Annotated in this window: 15 protein-coding genes; 4 read left to right on the top strand and 11 right to left on the bottom strand. The window is 59.5% G+C overall.

Annotated features, from left to right (window positions below; genetic code table 11):
- Positions 1–276: 276 nt before the first annotated feature.
- The 5 genes from G5S37_RS20460 to G5S37_RS20440 form a co-directional block, all read right to left on the bottom strand.
- On the bottom strand, positions 277–789 hold the full coding sequence (locus G5S37_RS20460) for an N-acetyltransferase (protein ID WP_165206296.1): 513 nt from the start codon (positions 787–789) through the stop codon (positions 277–279).
- Positions 790–794: 5 nt separating this feature from the next.
- Positions 795–2,183 carry an MFS transporter gene (locus tag G5S37_RS20455; protein ID WP_165206295.1) on the bottom strand — a complete coding sequence of 463 codons (1,389 nt, stop codon included), beginning with the start codon at positions 2,181–2,183 and terminating at the stop codon, positions 795–797.
- 168 nt (positions 2,184–2,351) lie between these two features.
- Positions 2,352–3,200: an MBL fold metallo-hydrolase gene (locus G5S37_RS20450; protein WP_165206294.1), complete on the bottom strand. Its 849-nt coding sequence runs from the start codon at positions 3,198–3,200 to the stop codon at positions 2,352–2,354.
- A gap of 108 nt (positions 3,201–3,308) precedes the next feature.
- Positions 3,309–3,758: a hypothetical protein gene (locus tag G5S37_RS20445; RefSeq protein ID WP_165206293.1), complete on the bottom strand. Its 450-nt coding sequence runs from the start codon at positions 3,756–3,758 to the stop codon at positions 3,309–3,311.
- Positions 3,759–3,788: 30 nt separating this feature from the next.
- On the bottom strand, positions 3,789–4,079 hold the full coding sequence (locus tag G5S37_RS20440; RefSeq protein ID WP_165206292.1) for a hypothetical protein: 291 nt from the start codon (positions 4,077–4,079) through the stop codon (positions 3,789–3,791).
- A gap of 96 nt (positions 4,080–4,175) precedes the next feature.
- Here G5S37_RS20440 and G5S37_RS20435 point away from each other — a divergent pair, with 96 nt between their 5' ends.
- A complete protein-coding gene (locus G5S37_RS20435) occupies positions 4,176–4,688 on the top strand; it encodes an SMI1/KNR4 family protein (protein WP_165206291.1) in 513 nt (170 codons plus the stop codon).
- A 19-nt stretch (positions 4,689–4,707) separates the two neighbouring features.
- Here the strand turns inward: G5S37_RS20435 and G5S37_RS20430 are convergent, their stop codons facing one another.
- The 3 genes from G5S37_RS20430 to G5S37_RS20420 all read right to left on the bottom strand — a co-directional run bounded on the left by G5S37_RS20430 (position 4,708) and on the right by G5S37_RS20420 (position 7,421).
- Entirely contained in the window at positions 4,708–5,736 is a 1,029-nt protein-coding gene (locus G5S37_RS20430) for a methionine synthase (RefSeq protein ID WP_165206290.1), read from the bottom strand.
- A 57-nt stretch (positions 5,737–5,793) separates the two neighbouring features.
- Complete coding sequence (locus G5S37_RS20425) at positions 5,794–6,576, bottom strand: SIS domain-containing protein (RefSeq protein WP_165206289.1); 783 nt, start codon at positions 6,574–6,576, stop codon at positions 5,794–5,796.
- Positions 6,577–6,851: 275 nt separating this feature from the next.
- The gene (locus tag G5S37_RS20420; RefSeq protein ID WP_165206288.1) at positions 6,852–7,421 is read right to left on the bottom strand and encodes a c-type cytochrome domain-containing protein; all 570 of its coding nucleotides are present in this window, start codon (positions 7,419–7,421) and stop codon (positions 6,852–6,854) included.
- Between the two features lie 98 nt (positions 7,422–7,519).
- Here G5S37_RS20420 and G5S37_RS20415 point away from each other — a divergent pair, with 98 nt between their 5' ends.
- Together G5S37_RS20415 and G5S37_RS20410 are read left to right on the top strand one after the other, a co-directional pair.
- Complete coding sequence (locus tag G5S37_RS20415) at positions 7,520–8,266, top strand: VC0807 family protein (RefSeq protein WP_165206287.1); 747 nt, start codon at positions 7,520–7,522, stop codon at positions 8,264–8,266.
- Positions 8,267–8,319: 53 nt separating this feature from the next.
- On the top strand, positions 8,320–8,934 hold the full coding sequence (locus tag G5S37_RS20410) for a DUF4304 domain-containing protein (protein WP_165206286.1): 615 nt from the start codon (positions 8,320–8,322) through the stop codon (positions 8,932–8,934).
- Positions 8,935–8,974: 40 nt separating this feature from the next.
- On the opposite strand, the gene G5S37_RS20405 is transcribed toward G5S37_RS20410, so the two are convergent.
- The 3 genes from G5S37_RS20405 to G5S37_RS20395 all read right to left on the bottom strand — a co-directional run bounded on the left by G5S37_RS20405 (position 8,975) and on the right by G5S37_RS20395 (position 12,060).
- Positions 8,975–9,481 (bottom strand): hypothetical protein, encoded by a 507-nt coding sequence (locus G5S37_RS20405; protein WP_165206285.1) that lies wholly within the window; start codon positions 9,479–9,481, stop codon positions 8,975–8,977.
- A gap of 475 nt (positions 9,482–9,956) precedes the next feature.
- Positions 9,957–10,760: a triose-phosphate isomerase gene (gene tpiA / locus G5S37_RS20400; protein WP_165206284.1), complete on the bottom strand. Its 804-nt coding sequence runs from the start codon at positions 10,758–10,760 to the stop codon at positions 9,957–9,959.
- An 85-nt stretch (positions 10,761–10,845) separates the two neighbouring features.
- On the bottom strand, positions 10,846–12,060 hold the full coding sequence (locus G5S37_RS20395) for a phosphoglycerate kinase (RefSeq protein ID WP_165206283.1): 1,215 nt from the start codon (positions 12,058–12,060) through the stop codon (positions 10,846–10,848).
- A gap of 173 nt (positions 12,061–12,233) precedes the next feature.
- On the opposite strand from G5S37_RS20395, the gene dnaE reads away from it, so the two are divergent.
- On the top strand, positions 12,234–15,746 hold the full coding sequence (gene dnaE / locus G5S37_RS20390; protein WP_165206282.1) for a DNA polymerase III subunit alpha: 3,513 nt from the start codon (positions 12,234–12,236) through the stop codon (positions 15,744–15,746).
- The last annotated feature ends 70 nt before the right edge of the window (positions 15,747–15,816 follow it).

Raw genomic sequence — 15,816 nt, 5'->3', positions numbered from 1 at the left:
AGCGAGCCTAAGCGACCGACACCCTGGGTGTGATGCAAAATATCATTCGACCCTGAAAGGGTCGCGGAGTCGTTGCCATCCGCCTGCCACGTCACAGACCCTGCGGCATCCTCCTCGACCCCTTCAGGGTCGGATGAATTTTCCGTTCCAAACCCAGGGTGTCGGTCGCCAAGGCTCCCTAACCCTGGGCTGGACTCCCGCAGCCCTTCAGGCTGCAATTTCGGGATCGAATAGATCTGGCAAGTCATGTCCATCTGTCAGTCTATTGCGCTTGTCTCAATGAGGTGATGGAGCAGCGGAGTCGTCGAGAGCCAGGTACATGACATAGGCGTCCACGTAGCCGAGTCTTGCATGACGAAACGCACCCGGCAGCGTGCCCACGATGCTGAAGCCGACCTTCTGCCAGAGCTTCACCGCGGCTTCATTGGTGGCGACGACAATGTTGAACTGGATGGCGCGGAAGCCCTGGCGACGTGCCTCCGTAATCGAGTGTTCGCCCATGGCCTGACCCACACCAAGGCCGCGTGCATCCGGCGCGACCATGTAGGAGCCATTTACCACATGGGAGCCGCGCCCGGGCTGATTCGCTTTAAGAATGTAGCTGCCCACCACGCGGCCTTCATGCTCGGCCACGTAGGTGTGTGTCTTGGGATGGAACCAGTACGCGAGCGCTTCTTCACGCGTGGTGTCCGCTTCGAAGACATACGTATCACCTCCTGCCACCACGGCCTGGAACATCGCCCAGACAGCGTCGTGATCCGAAGCCGTGGCCTGGCGGAGGCGGAGCATTTCCCTCAGTGGCTGACTTCAGACGGCGCCTTCACGGACTTTGGTGGCCAGAAGCAGAAGGCGAGCAGGAGTGCCGCCCCAATCGCGAAGTAGGTAGGGAGAAGGAACATGTTCTTGAAGTCCACGACCTCGCCGACCTTGAACGTCTTCTGCACGAGCAGGGGGCAGACCGTATTGGCCAGCAGCGGTCCTGCGCCCAGCACCATTACGTTGAAAAGGCCTTGTGCGCTCGAGCGCGCATCCTTCGGGAAGTACTCATCCACGAAGATGTACACCGTCGCGAAGTAGAAGGCGTAGCAGATGCCGTGGAGGATGTTGATGGCGATGATGAAGCCTTGGTTGTGCGGCATGTAGGCGAATACCGCGAAGCGCGCCGCATGGCCGAGAATGCCGAAGATCATGGTGGTCTTCCAGCCGAACCTCTTCAGCGTGGCACCCAGGATGAACATGGTGAGGATCTCGGCGACCTGGCCAATGCTCATGACGGGCATGATCCAGTTACCCGCGATACCTACACCACCCGCGCTTTGGGGCGTGCCGAAGAAGATGCCGGCCCAGTTGAAGAAGCTGTTGTGTACGGTGGCGTCGATGAAGGTGACAATCCACAATACGAGCACGAAGGGATGCTTCAGCAGCTTGAGAGCTTCGAGCCAGGCGAGCTTCTGACCAGCACCTTCACCGAGGTGCTTCGGAGGCGTATGGGGTAGCGTAAGGCTGAATGCCGCAAGCATGAGTGAGGCAATGCCCGAGACGATGAACGTCCAGCGGGTGCCGTCCTGAAGCGCCCTGCCGGAGAGAGGCGAATCAAGTACAACTCCGATCCACTGGACAAAGCCGGAAGTGTTCGCGGCATCCACCTTGGCCCAGTCCACCAGAATGAAAGTGAAGGGCCATGCGGCAAGAATCCAGCCGATGGTGCCGCCCATGCGGATGATGCCGAACTCACGCTGGGGGTCCCGCATGTTCGCGAAAGCGATGGAGTTGCAGATGGAGTTCGTGGGCACATACAGGAGGCAGTGCACCAGCATCAGGAAGAAGAACGGCCAAAAGGTGTGGACGAAACCCAGTCCCAAGATGGCGATACCACCCACAAGGTGGCTGAAGGCCAGGAACTTTTCCGCGGCGAAGTTACGGTCAGCGAACTGATTGCTGAAGAACATGCCCACAATGGCGGCGATGGGGAAGGCATTGAGGATCATCGCCTGCTCACTGAAGAGAATCTTCAGGAAGCCGGGAATGACGCCAGCAAGTTCCTTTGGTGGTTCTGTGGGAGAGAAACCAAGGCTGGGAAGATATCCGAAGATCAGCGGCAGCCAGGCGCCCCAGATAAAGAACTCCAGGACCATCATGAAGAAGAGTTTCTTGCCGTGGGGGGAGGGTGCGGTGTCGCTCATGTCGTATTCGTGCAGTTGAGGGAGTAGAAGCCGCGCGAGTATGACCGGAACTTTCGGACGGGGAAATAAAAAATGGGGTCGGCGGGAGGAAGATAGGAGAATGGGTGACATCTCTAGGATGCCTCCCAGTGTCGCGCTTCCCGCGTGCCGCTTGTCCTTCGTCTCCGCCTAACGGCCGCCCACCGTCAGTCGGCTGCCGCAGCGCATGAGGTGGTGGGCCTGGCCGAGGCGGGTGCAGGCGGCCACGAATTCGTCCGTGGTGTCCGTGTTGAACTTGAACATCTCGTAGTGGCAGGGGACCACCAGTCCGGCGTCGCAGGCCTTCGCGAGGGCGGCGGCTTCGGTGCCGTTGAGATTGCCGGCCACTCGGCGCTCCGGTTTGTCGCCGTTGATGGGCAGGAGCATGAGATCGCAGCGGGCGTGGCGCAGGGGCTCGATGAGGCCGTCGTGCCACTTCGTGTCGCCACTGTGGTAGATGGTGATGCCGTTGCGCCGGATGATGAAGCCGAGGTACTGACAGCGCCCCTGGGAGTCGCGGTCGACCAGGTTGTGTGCCGCGGCCACACCGGTGAATTCCCAACCGTTCACGGTGAGGGATTGCCCGTCATTGATGGCAAGATACTCGATGCCAGAGTCCGGCAGGCGCTTGCGGGCCTGAGGCAGGTTGGCCTCCGGCAGCACGAGCTTGATGCCGCCGCTCGCCTTGGCCAGCGGGCGGAGTGTTTCTTCATCGAAGTGGTCGGTGTGCTGGTGGCTGCTGGTGACCACGCCCACCATGTCCAGCTTCTCCGGGGAGATGCACAGGTCCGTCATGCGGACATGGGGTTTGTCCGACTTTGCGTACTTCTTCGTGAGAGAGTCGGAGAGGTAGGGATCCAGCAGGAGGAATTCACCCGCGCACTTCAGCAGGAAACCACTCTGCCCCAGCCACCAGAGATGCAGGCGGTCGCCACCATTGGAGGCGTTGTGAATGTCGGCGAGCAGGGCGCCGTTCTGCAGCACGGGTTTGATGAGCATGCGGGGAAAGGAAATTCCGCGTGGGAGGAGGTCCATTCAAGGGGAAAAGACCCGGCTGTGTAAATGGAAAATCGGAAACGAATTGGGCAGAAGAGCAGGGCAGGAGGGTCACTTCTTCTTTTTCTTCCTCTTCAAATTCTTGAGATAGGCATTGAAGGCCTCATGCACAGATACCTCGGTCACATAGGTTGTTGTTCGTTCGGGATCGTCAGTCTCGTTGGGATTCAGGCCAGGTTTCCAGGCCTCTGCGCCCAGTTGCTCGCGGATGTCATGCATGTGTTTCAGAACTCTGAGACGCTTTTTTGAACTTGGCGTCACCAGTTCTTCGCCCGCTGGGGTTATCGAGAACCCATGTTCATGAACGGCGATGAGGCCTGCTCTCTGTAGTCGGCTGAATCCACCATTCAATTCAGAAACCGTGAAGATGGAGTGATTGATGTAGTCTCCCGCTCCGATGACATGTTCGAGTGGCGCCACGCTGCCTCGCGGACCTGCGAAATAGACGGACATTAGCAACCAGGCATCGCTCCAGAGGAACTTTGTCGGGGTTTTCATCATGACGATACAGCCAGGATGGCGGGTGTGGACTCAATGTTTGTCGCGATTCCGCAATCCCCAGAGCCACGACCGCACGCCCAAGGTGAACGCCACCGAGGCGAAGAGGATGCCACCAAAAGGAAAATAAAGCAGACCGAGTTTTTCGGCAGCATTGGAAGAGAGGGCAGTGCCCACGGCTGCCACAATGGCGATGACAAAATAGATCAAGGGGGATGCCGGTGCCTCTTCCACGACCAGCGAACGCCCGCATTCACATGCCTTCGCCGCGGGGCCATGTCTCGCGCCGCAATCGGGGCAGATGATGTCGGGTGCTTCGTGCATGGCGTGCTCCGATTGTGTCGATGGCGTACCCTGAGGAAGGTGTGCTGAGTTTTTGTTGCTGAGAAATCTGTGGGAGATTAACGGGCATTCCCGAAGATGAATACTGACATCAAAAAAATCGAGTATGTGGCACGGTTGCAACCTGCACCTGCCAGCGATTCCGAAATCGAGGGCTTCCAGAGAAACATCCCTTTTCCACTTTCGCCGACGTTTGTCACCTACTGCCTCACCCAGAACGGGGGCATTCCATTGGAAAAGAACAATTTGTTCATTCCCTCAAAACGCCATGCTCAGTATTGGAACATGTGCGGACGAAGGTTCATCAACTCTGCAGGTCAGTTTGACGTGAATTGTCTCTATGGATTGACGGTGGACGAGAGGTGTTCGATTCTTCGTTGGACCGAGAACGCCAGGCGGGTGCGGCGACTTCCGGATTTGTTTTGGGTGGTTGCGAGCGATGGTGTGGGACTCGAAGCGGTGAGCCAACTCACCACTGGCAATGACGCGGTGTATCTGTGGGAGCCGAATATCGAACCGCATTTGTTTCAGATGACAGACTCACTGCTCGAGTTCTACAACTCGCTGGAACCGGAGACTTTTGAGGAGTGAGATAGCTGTGCCGGAAGATTCACAGCTCCTTCCGCACCATCTCCACACCTGCCACCATGTTCGCGAGTTTCTTCTTCGCGGCCCAGCGGGCGGTCTGGCTCAGACCGCAGTCGGGAGCGAAGACAAGGCGATCGGCGGAGGCGAACTTCAATGAGGCGCGCACGGCATCGGCGACCTGCTCGGGTGTTTCGATGTGGTAGCTCTTCACGTCGATCACCCCCACGGCGACGTCATATTTTTCTGCCATGGGCTTGATGACGTCGAGCTCGGCGTATTCGCGGTTCGCCATTTCCACGTGCACTTCATCGGCGTGCAGATCGAGGAAAGCGGGGAAGAGCGGCGCGTACTTGCGCCAGCCTACGGGGTGGCCCTTGAAGTTGCCGAAGCACAGGTGGGTGCAGATGCGTGACCTGCCGCGTGCGGGTTCCACGGTGTTGTTGAAAATGCTGACAAAGCGGCGCGTGTCCTCCTTGTAGCCGTAGCAGCTCATGCTGGGCTCATCCACACAGATTTCCTTGCAGCCGGCGCGCACGAGGTCTTCGATTTCCTTGCGCACCAGCGGCAGCAAGGCCTGGGTGATGGCGAAGCGATCCTTGTACTGATCATTCGTGGCCAGGCGACCGGAGAGTGTGTAGGGCCCGGGTACAGACACCTTGAGCGGCACGCCCTTCGGCGCGAGGCGGCGCAGGCGCTCAAACTCCTCCACGGCTCCGAGTCCGCGTGGGGCTGCCAGACTGCCGACGATGGCGTGCTTCCCACGCTGGTCATGCGCGGGCGGGCCAAAGCGGCGCGGGCTGGCGGGCTCCAGCGCGATGCCCTCGATGAAACCGTAGAAGGAGAGATTGAAGTCAAAACGCGTCTGCTCTCCATCCGTGATCACATCGAGGCCGGCATCGAGCTGGTCGCCGATGGCCACGCGTGCGGCATCGTCTTGAATCTCCTTGATGTCCTCCGAGCCGAACTTGTCGAGGTGCTGTGAGGAAAACTCGAGCCAGCCGGGGAAGGGGTAGCTGCCAATAACGGAGGTGCGGAGAGGCTTGTCTTTCATCGTGGAAGAGGAGTGATGGAAGGGTGGAAGAAGGGGAAAAAGGAAGGGTGAAGAACGTTAGAGGCCGGCGTAGTAACGGCTGATGCGGCGGGCGTGTTCGTCGTAGGCGGCTTCGAAGAGGGCGGTGGCTTTCTCCGCGCCGCAGACGGCTCCGGCGGTGAGGACCTTGGGAGGGTGTCCGGCCTTGGTGAGACGCTCGGCGACTTCGGCCTTGATGGCATTGATGATCAGGCAGCCACCCACGGTGGATCCCGGAGCGACGGGCGTATCGAGGTTGTCGATTTTCACCATAGCGTCTCCAACTGGCGCGCCGGTGTCGAGCACGAGGTCGGCGAAGTCCTGCAGCTTCTTGCCATCGCGATGGCGGCTGGTGCTGGCGTCGCTGTGTTCCTGGCTGATGAGAGCGACCACACGCACGCCGCGTTTCTGAAACTCCTCTGCGATTTCCACGGGCACGACATTGCAGCCACTGCTGGAAATGACTAGGGCGCAGTCACCCTCCTGCAGGGCGAAGTTCCTCAGGATGCGCGCCGCGAAGCCGCTCACGTTTTCCAGGAACATGGCCTGCCGCTGGCCGTTCGCGCCGACCACGAGGTTGTGGAAGGTGAGGGATAGTTCCACGATGGGATTGAACCCCGGGAAGGAGCCGTAGCGGGGCCACATTTCCTCCACCATGATGCGGCTGTGACCGCTGGCGAAGACGTGCACCATCTGCCCCTTCAGAATGGTCTCGGCGAACCAGTCCGCGGCCTGCTGGATCTGGGATTCCTGGGAGCGGGCGCGGGCGAGGAGGCGTTCGGAAGCTTCGAGAAAACGGAGGGCGGGGGAGGAAGACGGCATGGGTGAACTGATGTCACCAAAGCCGATAAGAAAATCAATGTCGAATGTGCACTGGCGTAGAGCGAGAACTCGCCGGGTGAATGGCGGGATTGTACATGGGAGGACTTAGGGAGAGCGGCCTTTCCTGGCCGCTGCGCGTCATTCTTCTTGGGAGTCTCGAGTGAGATTCACCATGCGGCCTGGAAAGGCCGCTCGCCTCAGGGGATGACAAGGCGGTTTCGACCTTGGTCGAAGTGGCGCGTCCCCTGAGTACGGCTGAAGCCGTAGCTACTTTCTTAAGGCGCTGCCGCGTCTTTCGCCTGAGCCTGGCTCTCGGCGGAGAGGTTGGCGATGGGGTAGCTGACGCGCTGGCCGTTGGGCATCTTGAGGATGACGTTCTCTCCTTCGATGCCACCGAACCCCGCACGGATCTTCCGGCCCTCGGCATTGGTCCAGGTCATGATGGGCGGCAGCTCTTTCTTCGCGGCAACTTTGGGTGAGTCCTTGTCCAGGGGGGCGCCGAGGGAGATCCACTCGCGGAGGGTGGCTATCTCCTTGGTACTGAGATTCCCCTTGGGGGGCATGTGGTTCTTCGCGTCTGGGTTCGCGATGATTTCCAAGAAATGACTGGAGGCGGGATCGCCGGGCTCGATGAGCATATTGACCCCGATGTCCTTCTTCAGGCGGGTCTTGTTGTCGAAGACGAAGCCAGCCTTCTCCTTCTTGGCTGTCTCGCTGTGGCACTCGTAGCAGTGCTCCTTCAGGATGGGCTTCACGTCCTTGTCGAAATCCTTTGCTCCCAGGCCCAGGCAGGGCGCGAGGGTCAGGGTCACTAGGAGGGTGGCAAGGGGGAGGCGGGGGAGCATCGGAAAATACAACGATGCACCCGGGCGAAGCTTAGGCAAATGCTGGTATGTGGCGCGTCTTCCGCTTGCCAGCGCCGTGGCATGCGGTTGGTTGCCCGGTGACCCAAGCCCCCGCCTCTGTTTCCGCTGCCGCGCACAAGCCGCCGAATCCTCTTCTGGAGATTGTCCTCACGATCATCCTGCCTTCAGTGGTGCTGGACAAGCTGAGCACGACTGAGCGGCTCGGTCCCCTGTGGGCGCTGGTGGTGAGCCTGCTGTTCCCGATTGGCTTCGGCATCTGGTGCTTCATCCAGAAGAAGGGGTGGAATCTCTTCTCCGTGCTCGGCTTTGTGACCATTCTGATCACCGGCGGCCTGGGGCTGCTGAAGCTGCCTGCTTTCTGGTTTGCGGTGAAGGAGAGTGCCATGCCCATCGTCATTGGCCTGGCGTTTCCGTTGAGTCATCGCTTTGGGAAGCCGCTCATCAATGCGCTGATCATGCAGCCGCATGTGATGAATCTGGAGGCAATGAAAGCCGCGCTCAATTCGCCGCAGCGTCAGGCGGAGTATAAGCATGTGCTGTTCCGAGCTTCGTGCGAGTTGGGCCTGGGCATGCTGCTGAGCTCGGTGGCGAATTTTTTCCTCGCGATGTACCTCCTGGAAGGCAAGGCACCTGCGACCGAGGAATTCATGAAAGGCATCGCCAAGCTGAATTGGATGAGCATGATCGTCATCGGCGTGCCCATGATGGTGATCATGCTGGTGGTGTTCTTCCGCCTGCTGAAGCACCTGCAGCGCATCACCGGACTCGAGCGGGATGATTTGATGAATCCCGGGACGACGGTGAGAAGGCAGGTGGGTGGGTAAGGCGGTCTTGTTCAACCTTAGTGTTGAGGTCCTGACGTAGAATCGAGGCTGGTATGAACTTCACGGAACTGCTGAGAACTGCGCACCATGAACTGGAACCTTCCCTCATTGAAGCAGGCTTCCGACGGGTTTCCGGTGCAGTATGGAATCGCTGCAAAGGGGATGAACTGAGCGTTGTCCATCTCCAAAAGCACAGCGTGGAGGAGTCATTCTGCGTGAATCTGGGAATTCACTATGCCTTTCTGCCCAAGGAAGGATCACTTAGCACCTTTGATGGTGGCCAAATTGAAGCTCCGGAATGCGTATTGCACCTGCGTTTGACGGAAAACCCCGCTGCGAAGGACCAGTGGTGGCCTATTGCCGATTCGAGCCTGCATCAAATCATCGATCTTGTGGGTACCAGGGGCTTGCCTATTTTTGATATGTATCGGCTTGATGGACCGATCGGGAAGATAGACGGCAAGAGCATTGAGAATGGGGACTTTGGCCCCTTGGCTCCGATGACCAGAATCAGAGCCTGTTTTCTCCTCGCTCGTATTCATGAGCGAATGGGGAATCGAGACAAATGCGTCGAGATTGCCGCAATTGGGCTGAAGCATGCCGGAATGGCTGTTGGCCCCCAAAAAGCTCTGAAGGACATTTTGAAGCGTTTGGGCAAAAACTTCTAGTTAATGAACGAGCTAGTTGCCCAGACCAATGGCTTCAGCGTTACGAGCCCTTTTGCGTCACGAGGCCATTGAGCAAGCCACCGACACCACCGCCCGCGCTGCCCCAAGAGCCGGCGTAGGTGTTCTTGTAGAAGAGGACGCGGGCCCAGTAAGTGCTGCCGCCGGGCATGGTGAGGTCAGACACGCTGAGGACAGCGGTGTCGCCGGCCCAATTTACCTTGGCAGGGATGGCGAGGGGGAATTCGCCGCCCTTGTATTTCACGCGGGCGTTCACGGTCCACTTGTCGCCATCGATCTTGGTGACGCTGGTGATGTTGTAGGACTCGCTGCGCTCCTCGGTGAGCTCGCCATCCCTCACGCCGCTCCAGCGACCGGTGAGGGTGGCATTGGTGAGCATCTTGGTGAACTCAGCTTCGAGCTCGGCTTGGGAAGGGGCGGCGGCTGCCGTCGTCGTAGTGGCAGGCTTCGCTGAGGTGTCCTGCGAAGGAGCAAGAGAAACGCAGGAGAGCGAAAGGCAGACGGCGAGGAAGGGGATGAGCGTTCTCATGGGTAGGGAGGTCGGCAGGAGTACGGTGCTTGCTATGGGTGTATTCGAACGTCGGCGGCGGAGGATTGTTTCGGGTGCGGTGTAGATGAATACGACGTGGAGTGGAAAGTAGTCCGCCGAGCTTCGGCGGTTGAGGAGCAACTATTCCCTCCAGAGGTGAAGCGTCCTGCCCCCCACAGGAGCGCGGACACTCTTGTCCGCTACCCCTGACATACCATCTTCTTTTACCCGGCAAGCGAGGCCATGTGCCACCAGCTGCTTCTGAGATGTGGCCTCACAACTTCCACACGACAGATCTCGTCACGCCACAGAACGGCGGACAAGAGTGTCCACGCTCCTATCGGTGCGTCCGCCGCTCACTACGCGTCGGCTTGGAGGCGCACCGAGATCTTATCCCAAAAAGAAAAATGGCAGGTCCTGAGACCTGCCATGCTGACCGCCGAGGGCCCGGCGGACTACTTTCCAAACTTGCTGCTTACGCGCCGCGGGGCTCGGTCACGTGATTGCTGCAGGCCTTCACGATTTCGTAGAAGCTGCCGCTCTCCAGGCTGGCGCCGCCCACGAGGGCGCCGTCCACGTCGGGCTGGGAGATGAGCTCAGCCATGTTGCTGGGCTTCACGCTGCCGCCATACTGGATGCGGATCTTGCGGGCGGTGTCTTCGTCGAACATCTCGCCGAGGACCTTGCGGATGAAGGCGTGTGCCTCCTGTGCCTGCTCGGGGGAGGCGGTACGACCGGTGCCGATAGCCCAGACGGGCTCGTAGGCGATGACCACGTCCAGCAGGCGGCGGGAGCCCACGGTGGCGAGGCTTTCGCGGGTCTGGGACTCGAGCACTTGCTCAATCTTGCCGGCATCGCGTTCTTCAAGCGTCTCACCCACGCAGAGGATGGGGTGGATGCGTGCTTCAAGGGCGGCCAGAAGCTTGGCGTTCACGATGGCGTTCGTCTCGCCATACATGGCGCGGCGCTCGCTGTGGCCGACGATGACGTGGCGCACGCCACACTCCTTGAGCATCACCGCGCTGATTTCGCCCGTGTAGGCGCCACCGGCGTGCTGGCTCATGTTCTGTGCGCCCAGTTCCACCGTCTCCGAGCGGCCACCCTGGATGAGCTCCTGTGCCTTCGGCAGGGAGATGTAGGGCGGCACAATCACCACCTGCACACCCGTCTTCTCAGGAAGGACGCGAAGAAACGAACGCAGGAACTTCTCCGTCTCGGCCGGAGGGTTGTTCATCTTCCAGTTGGCGGCGACAATCGGTTTACGGAATACGGGGAGCATTTGGGGGCTGGAGTAGTCGGTGCAGTATCAGAAAATCGTCAATCAGTCGGCAAGAAAAAAGGTGCTGATGTGGAAGTGAATTTAGTTATTTGTCCTGCAAAGCGGCAACTCCGGGCAGTTCTTTCCCCTCCAACAATTCGAGGCTCGCCCCGCCGCCGGTTGAGATGAAAGTGACCTTGTCCGCCACGCCGGCCTTTTTCACGGCCTTCACGCTGTCGCCGCCGCCGATGATGGTCTTGGCGCTGGAATTTGCGGCCACGGCCTCGGCGATGTCGAAGGAACCCTTGGCGGAAGCCTTGATTTCGAACACGCCCATGGGGCCGTTCCACACGACGGTCTTGGCCTTGGCAATTTCTTCAGAGAAGAGCTTCACGGATTCCGGACCGATGTCCACGCCTTCCCAGCCGTCTGGGATGCTTTCGTTCACGCCGGTGTACTTGGTGGTGCCGAGCTTCTTCGCGTCGAAGTCGAAGGCATCCGTGATAAGGGCGTCCACGGGGATGAGGAGCTTCACTCCGTTCTTCTTCGCCTTGTCGATGGCGGCCTGTGCGATCGGTTCCCAATCAGGCTTGTACAGGCTCTTACCGATGGAGATGCCTTGCACCAGCTTGCGGAAGGTGTAGGCCATACCGCCGCCGATGATGATGGTGTCCGCCTTGTCGAGCAGGCGGTTGATGACCTCGATCTTGTCGTTCACCTTGGCGCCGCCGAGGATGACCACGAAGGGACGCTCGGGGTTTTCCAGCTCGTCGTGCAGGTAGGTCAGTTCCTTCTCCATGAGGAGACCGGAGACGGCGGGAAGGTAGTCAGCCACACCGGCGGTGGAGCTGTGGGCGCGGTGAGCGGAGCCGAAGGCGTCATTCACATACACTTCGGCGAGCTCGGAGAGGGACTTGGCCAGGGCGGCGTCGTTCTTCTCTTCTCCAGCGTGGAAGCGCACGTTTTCCAGCACCAGCACTTCGCCGTCCTTGAGGGCGAGCGCCTTGGACTTGGCGTCGTCGCCGATGCAGTCGTCCGCGAAGGCGACGGGCTTGCCGAGGAGGTCGGAGAGCGTGGCGACAGCGGGCTTGAGGGATTGTTTAGGATCACGCTGGCCCTTCGGGCGGCCAAGGTGGCTGGCGAGGATGACACGTGCGCCCTTCTCGATGAGGTAGTTCAGGGTGGGGAGCGTCTCCTTGATGCGGGTGTCGTCCGTAACCACCATGGCGCCGTCTTTCTCTTCGAGCGGCACATTGAAGTCCACACGAACGAGGACGCGCTTGCCAGAAATGTCGATGTCGCGGATGGTCTTCTTGGGCATAGGGAAAAGGGGTGTGGAAGGGCAGGCAAAAAGCCAGCAAGTTGCGGGCCGTCCAGCGGAAAGTTGTCCGCGTACGTAGAAACCCGTAGAATCGCATCTTCTGGACCCAAAAGTCCCTGGTCCCGCCATCTTGCATTGGCATTCAGCCTGCCCTATCGCACTCTACTCACCACATGCCTGAATCCTTCGTTCATCTTCATTTGCATACGGAATACTCGATGCTCGATGGGGCGGTGAGGATTCCGGACCTGATGAAGCGGGTCAAGGAGCTCGGCATGACCGCCGTGGCCATGACGGACCACGGCAATCTCTTCGGCGCCATTGAGTTCTACCAGGCCTCCCAGAAGGCGGGTATCAAGGCCATCATTGGCTGTGAAATCTACCTGGCCCCCGGGAACATGGAGGACAAGAAGGAGGTGACAGGGCGGAAGCGCTCCTCCCACCTGACTCTGCTGGCGGAGACTAATGAAGGGTATGCCAACCTGGTGAAGCTGGTGACCAGCGGCCACCTCGAGGGTCTGTACCAGGGCGAGCCGCGTGTGGACAAGAAGCTCCTGGCCAAGCACGCCAAGGGACTCATCTGCCTGAGCGGTTGCCTGAATGGCGAGATCAATGAATTCATCCTCTCCGATCGTGAGGATGAGGCGCGCAAGAGCGTGGTGGAACTCCGCGACATCTTCGGCGCCGATAATTTCTTCCTGGAGATGCACAATCACGGCAGCTCCCAGCAGCATACGTGCATGGTGAAGCTGGCGGCGTTCGCGAAGGAATTCGGCCTGAAGACCGTGGCCGCGAATGATGTGCACTTCCTGAACAAGGAGGACCACGAGGCGCACGACGTGATGATTTGCATTGGCGAAGGCGCCAACGTGCATGACGAGAAACGAAAGCACTACTCCCCAGAGGTCTATCTGAAGACGGCGGAGCAGATGTACGAGCTCTTCGAGGGCTATGAGGATGCGTGCCGTAACACGCTGGAGATCGCGGAACGCTGCAACGTGACCATGAAGCTCGACTCCGCGAGCATCGAGAAGTACCCGCAGTTCCAGCCCCCGAACGGGATCGACCGGAATGACTACCTGCGTGATCTGAGCCTCAAGGGGCTGGCGACGCGCTATGGCGCGGAACGTGCCGAGAACGACACCGCGCTGCGTGAGCGCCTGGACTACGAGCTGGGCATCATGTCGAAGATGAACTTCACCAGCTACTTCCTGATCGTCTGGGATTTCATCAATTGGGCGAAGGAGCACGGCATTCCCGTCGGGCCGGGTCGTGGATCGGCGGCAGGTTCGCTCGTCGCGTATTGCCTGGGCATCACGGACATCTGCCCGCTGCAGTTTGGATTGATCTTCGAGCGCTTCCTGAATCCCGAACGTAAGTCTCCGCCTGACGTCGACATCGACTTCTGCCAGACGCGGCGTCCGGAAGTGATCGACTATGTGCGGCATCATTATGGTCTGCGCAGCGTGAGCCACATCATCACCTTCGGCACCATGGGTGCGAAGAGCGTCATCCGCGACGTGGGTCGTGTGCTGGGCATGAGCTACGGGGATGCAGACCGCATTTCCAAGATGATTCCCGCCGAGCTGAACATCACGCTCGAGGATGCGGTGGAGAAGAATCCCGAGCTGAAGAAGGCCATCGCGGAGGAATCCGCCACGCAACAGCTCTGGCAGTACGCCACCTTCCTGGAAGGGATGACGCGCAACGCCGGCATCCACGCGGCGGGCATCGTTATCGGCGACCAGCCGCTGGACAATTTCATCCCGCTGACGCTTGGCGCCGCGGAGGAAGTTGTGGCCCAGTTCGCCATGGGCCCGCTCACGGATGTGGGCATGTTGAAGATGGACTTCCTGGGGCTGAAGACCCTCAGCGTGATCCATGACGCAGTGCAGTTCGTGCGCTTGCGATTCCCGGACTTCAAAGTCGAGGATGTCCCGCTCGACGACCTGAATACCTACAAACTGCTGCACAAGGGCGAAACGGTCGCCGTGTTCCAGATGGAATCTGGCGGTATGTCCAGCACGTGCAAACAGCTCGAGCCGGACCGCATTGAGGAAATCATCGCCTTGCTCGCGCTCTATCGTCCGGGCCCGATGGACCTCATCCCGGACTTCATCAAGCGTAAGAAGGGTGAGCAGAAGGTGGAGTATCTTCATCCGCTGCTGGAGGACGTCAGCAAGGAGACATACGGCATTCTCATCTACCAGGAGCAGGTGCAGAAGGCGGCCAACCTCCTTGCGGGCTACACCCTCGGCGCTGCGGATGAACTGCGCCGCGCCATGGGTAAGAAGGATGAGAAGAAGATGGCCCAGCAGCGCGCCATCTTCGTGGAGGGCTGTGGCAAGACGGTCGGCATCAGCGATCGCAAGGCCAATGACATCTTCGACCTCCTGGCCAAGTTCGCGGGATACGGCTTCAACAAGTCGCACTCCGCCGCGTACGGCATCGTGACGTACCGCACCGCCTTCCTGAAGGCGAACTACCCTGTGGAGTTCATGGCGGCGGTGCTGTCCTATGAAGTCAACAACACGGACAAGATCTCCAGCTTCGTCTCCGAGTGCCAGCGCATGGGCATGACCATCCTGCCGCCGGATGTGAACAAGAGTGCGCTGAAGTTCGCCCCCGAGTGCATGGGCGACAGCACCGTGCCGGAGGCCATCCGCTTCGGTCTTTCCGCGGTGAAGAACGTGGGTGAAGGCGCCATGTCCCAGGCAGTGGAAGAGCGCAAGAAGAACGGACCCTACAAGAGCCTGGAGGATTTCTGCCAGCGGCTCGATTCGCGTGCGATCAACAAGCGCCTCATGGAAGCGCTCATCAAGGTGGGTGCGTTTGACTTCACCAAGGAAGACCGTGCGGCGATGTTCGCTCGCATCGACCAGGTGCTCTCCGCGGCTGCTTCACGCCAGAAGGAACGCCGTGCCGGTGTGGTGAGCCTTTTCGGTGACGACGACATGGGCACCACCCGCAACACCGTGGCGGCGGCGCAGAAGCCGAAGCCGTGGACGAAGGAAGAGGTGATGGCGTTTGAGAAGGAGTTGCTGGGTTTCTTTGTCTCCGGTCACCCGCTCGACAGGTACCGCTACGTCTTTGAGAAAGACAACGTGACGCGCGTCATGGACCTGCAGGAGATGAAGCAAGAGAAACAGAAGGTCTTCTGCGCGGGCACGATTGAGCGTCTGGAAATCAAGTTTACCAAGAAGGACAACCGCGCCTTCGCCACCTTCGCCTTGGAAGACTTCACCGGCTCGGTGGAGTGCATTGCGTGGAATGACACGTACGAGAAATTCAAGGAGTTGATGGTCTCTGGTGCCGCTGTGGGCATCCGTGCGCGCACGGAGAAGGATAATCGGAGCGACGCGATTCGACTGACCGCTCAGGAAATCAAACCGCTCAAGCCTGCCAAGGAGCCGAAGGAAGGTGCGAAGCCAAAGAACGGCAACGGCAATGGAAACGGCAAGGTGCAAACGAATGGCACGCTGGTGTTGCGACTGAATTCAGCCGAGCACAGCGAGCAGGACCTGGATGAGATCTTCGGCATCATCAAGGCGCATCCGGGGAATACCAAGGTGCAGTTCCGCATTGCCGTGGCCAGTGGACGCGAAGCGGTGCTGAATGCCGGGAAGGAATACAGCGTGGAACTGAGCGACGAGGTGCGGGAGGAACTGCAGGAGTGGGTGGGGTGAGTGGAAAAGGAAAAGAAGACTTCCTTCGGAAGGGTGAGATCTGAGACAATGGGGCTGTGGAAAATGACAG

The organism is Roseimicrobium sp. ORNL1 (assembly GCF_011044495.1).
Taxonomy (GTDB): Bacteria; Verrucomicrobiota; Verrucomicrobiia; order Verrucomicrobiales; family Verrucomicrobiaceae; genus Roseimicrobium.
This window is presented reverse-complemented; position numbering and strand designations above follow the sequence as displayed.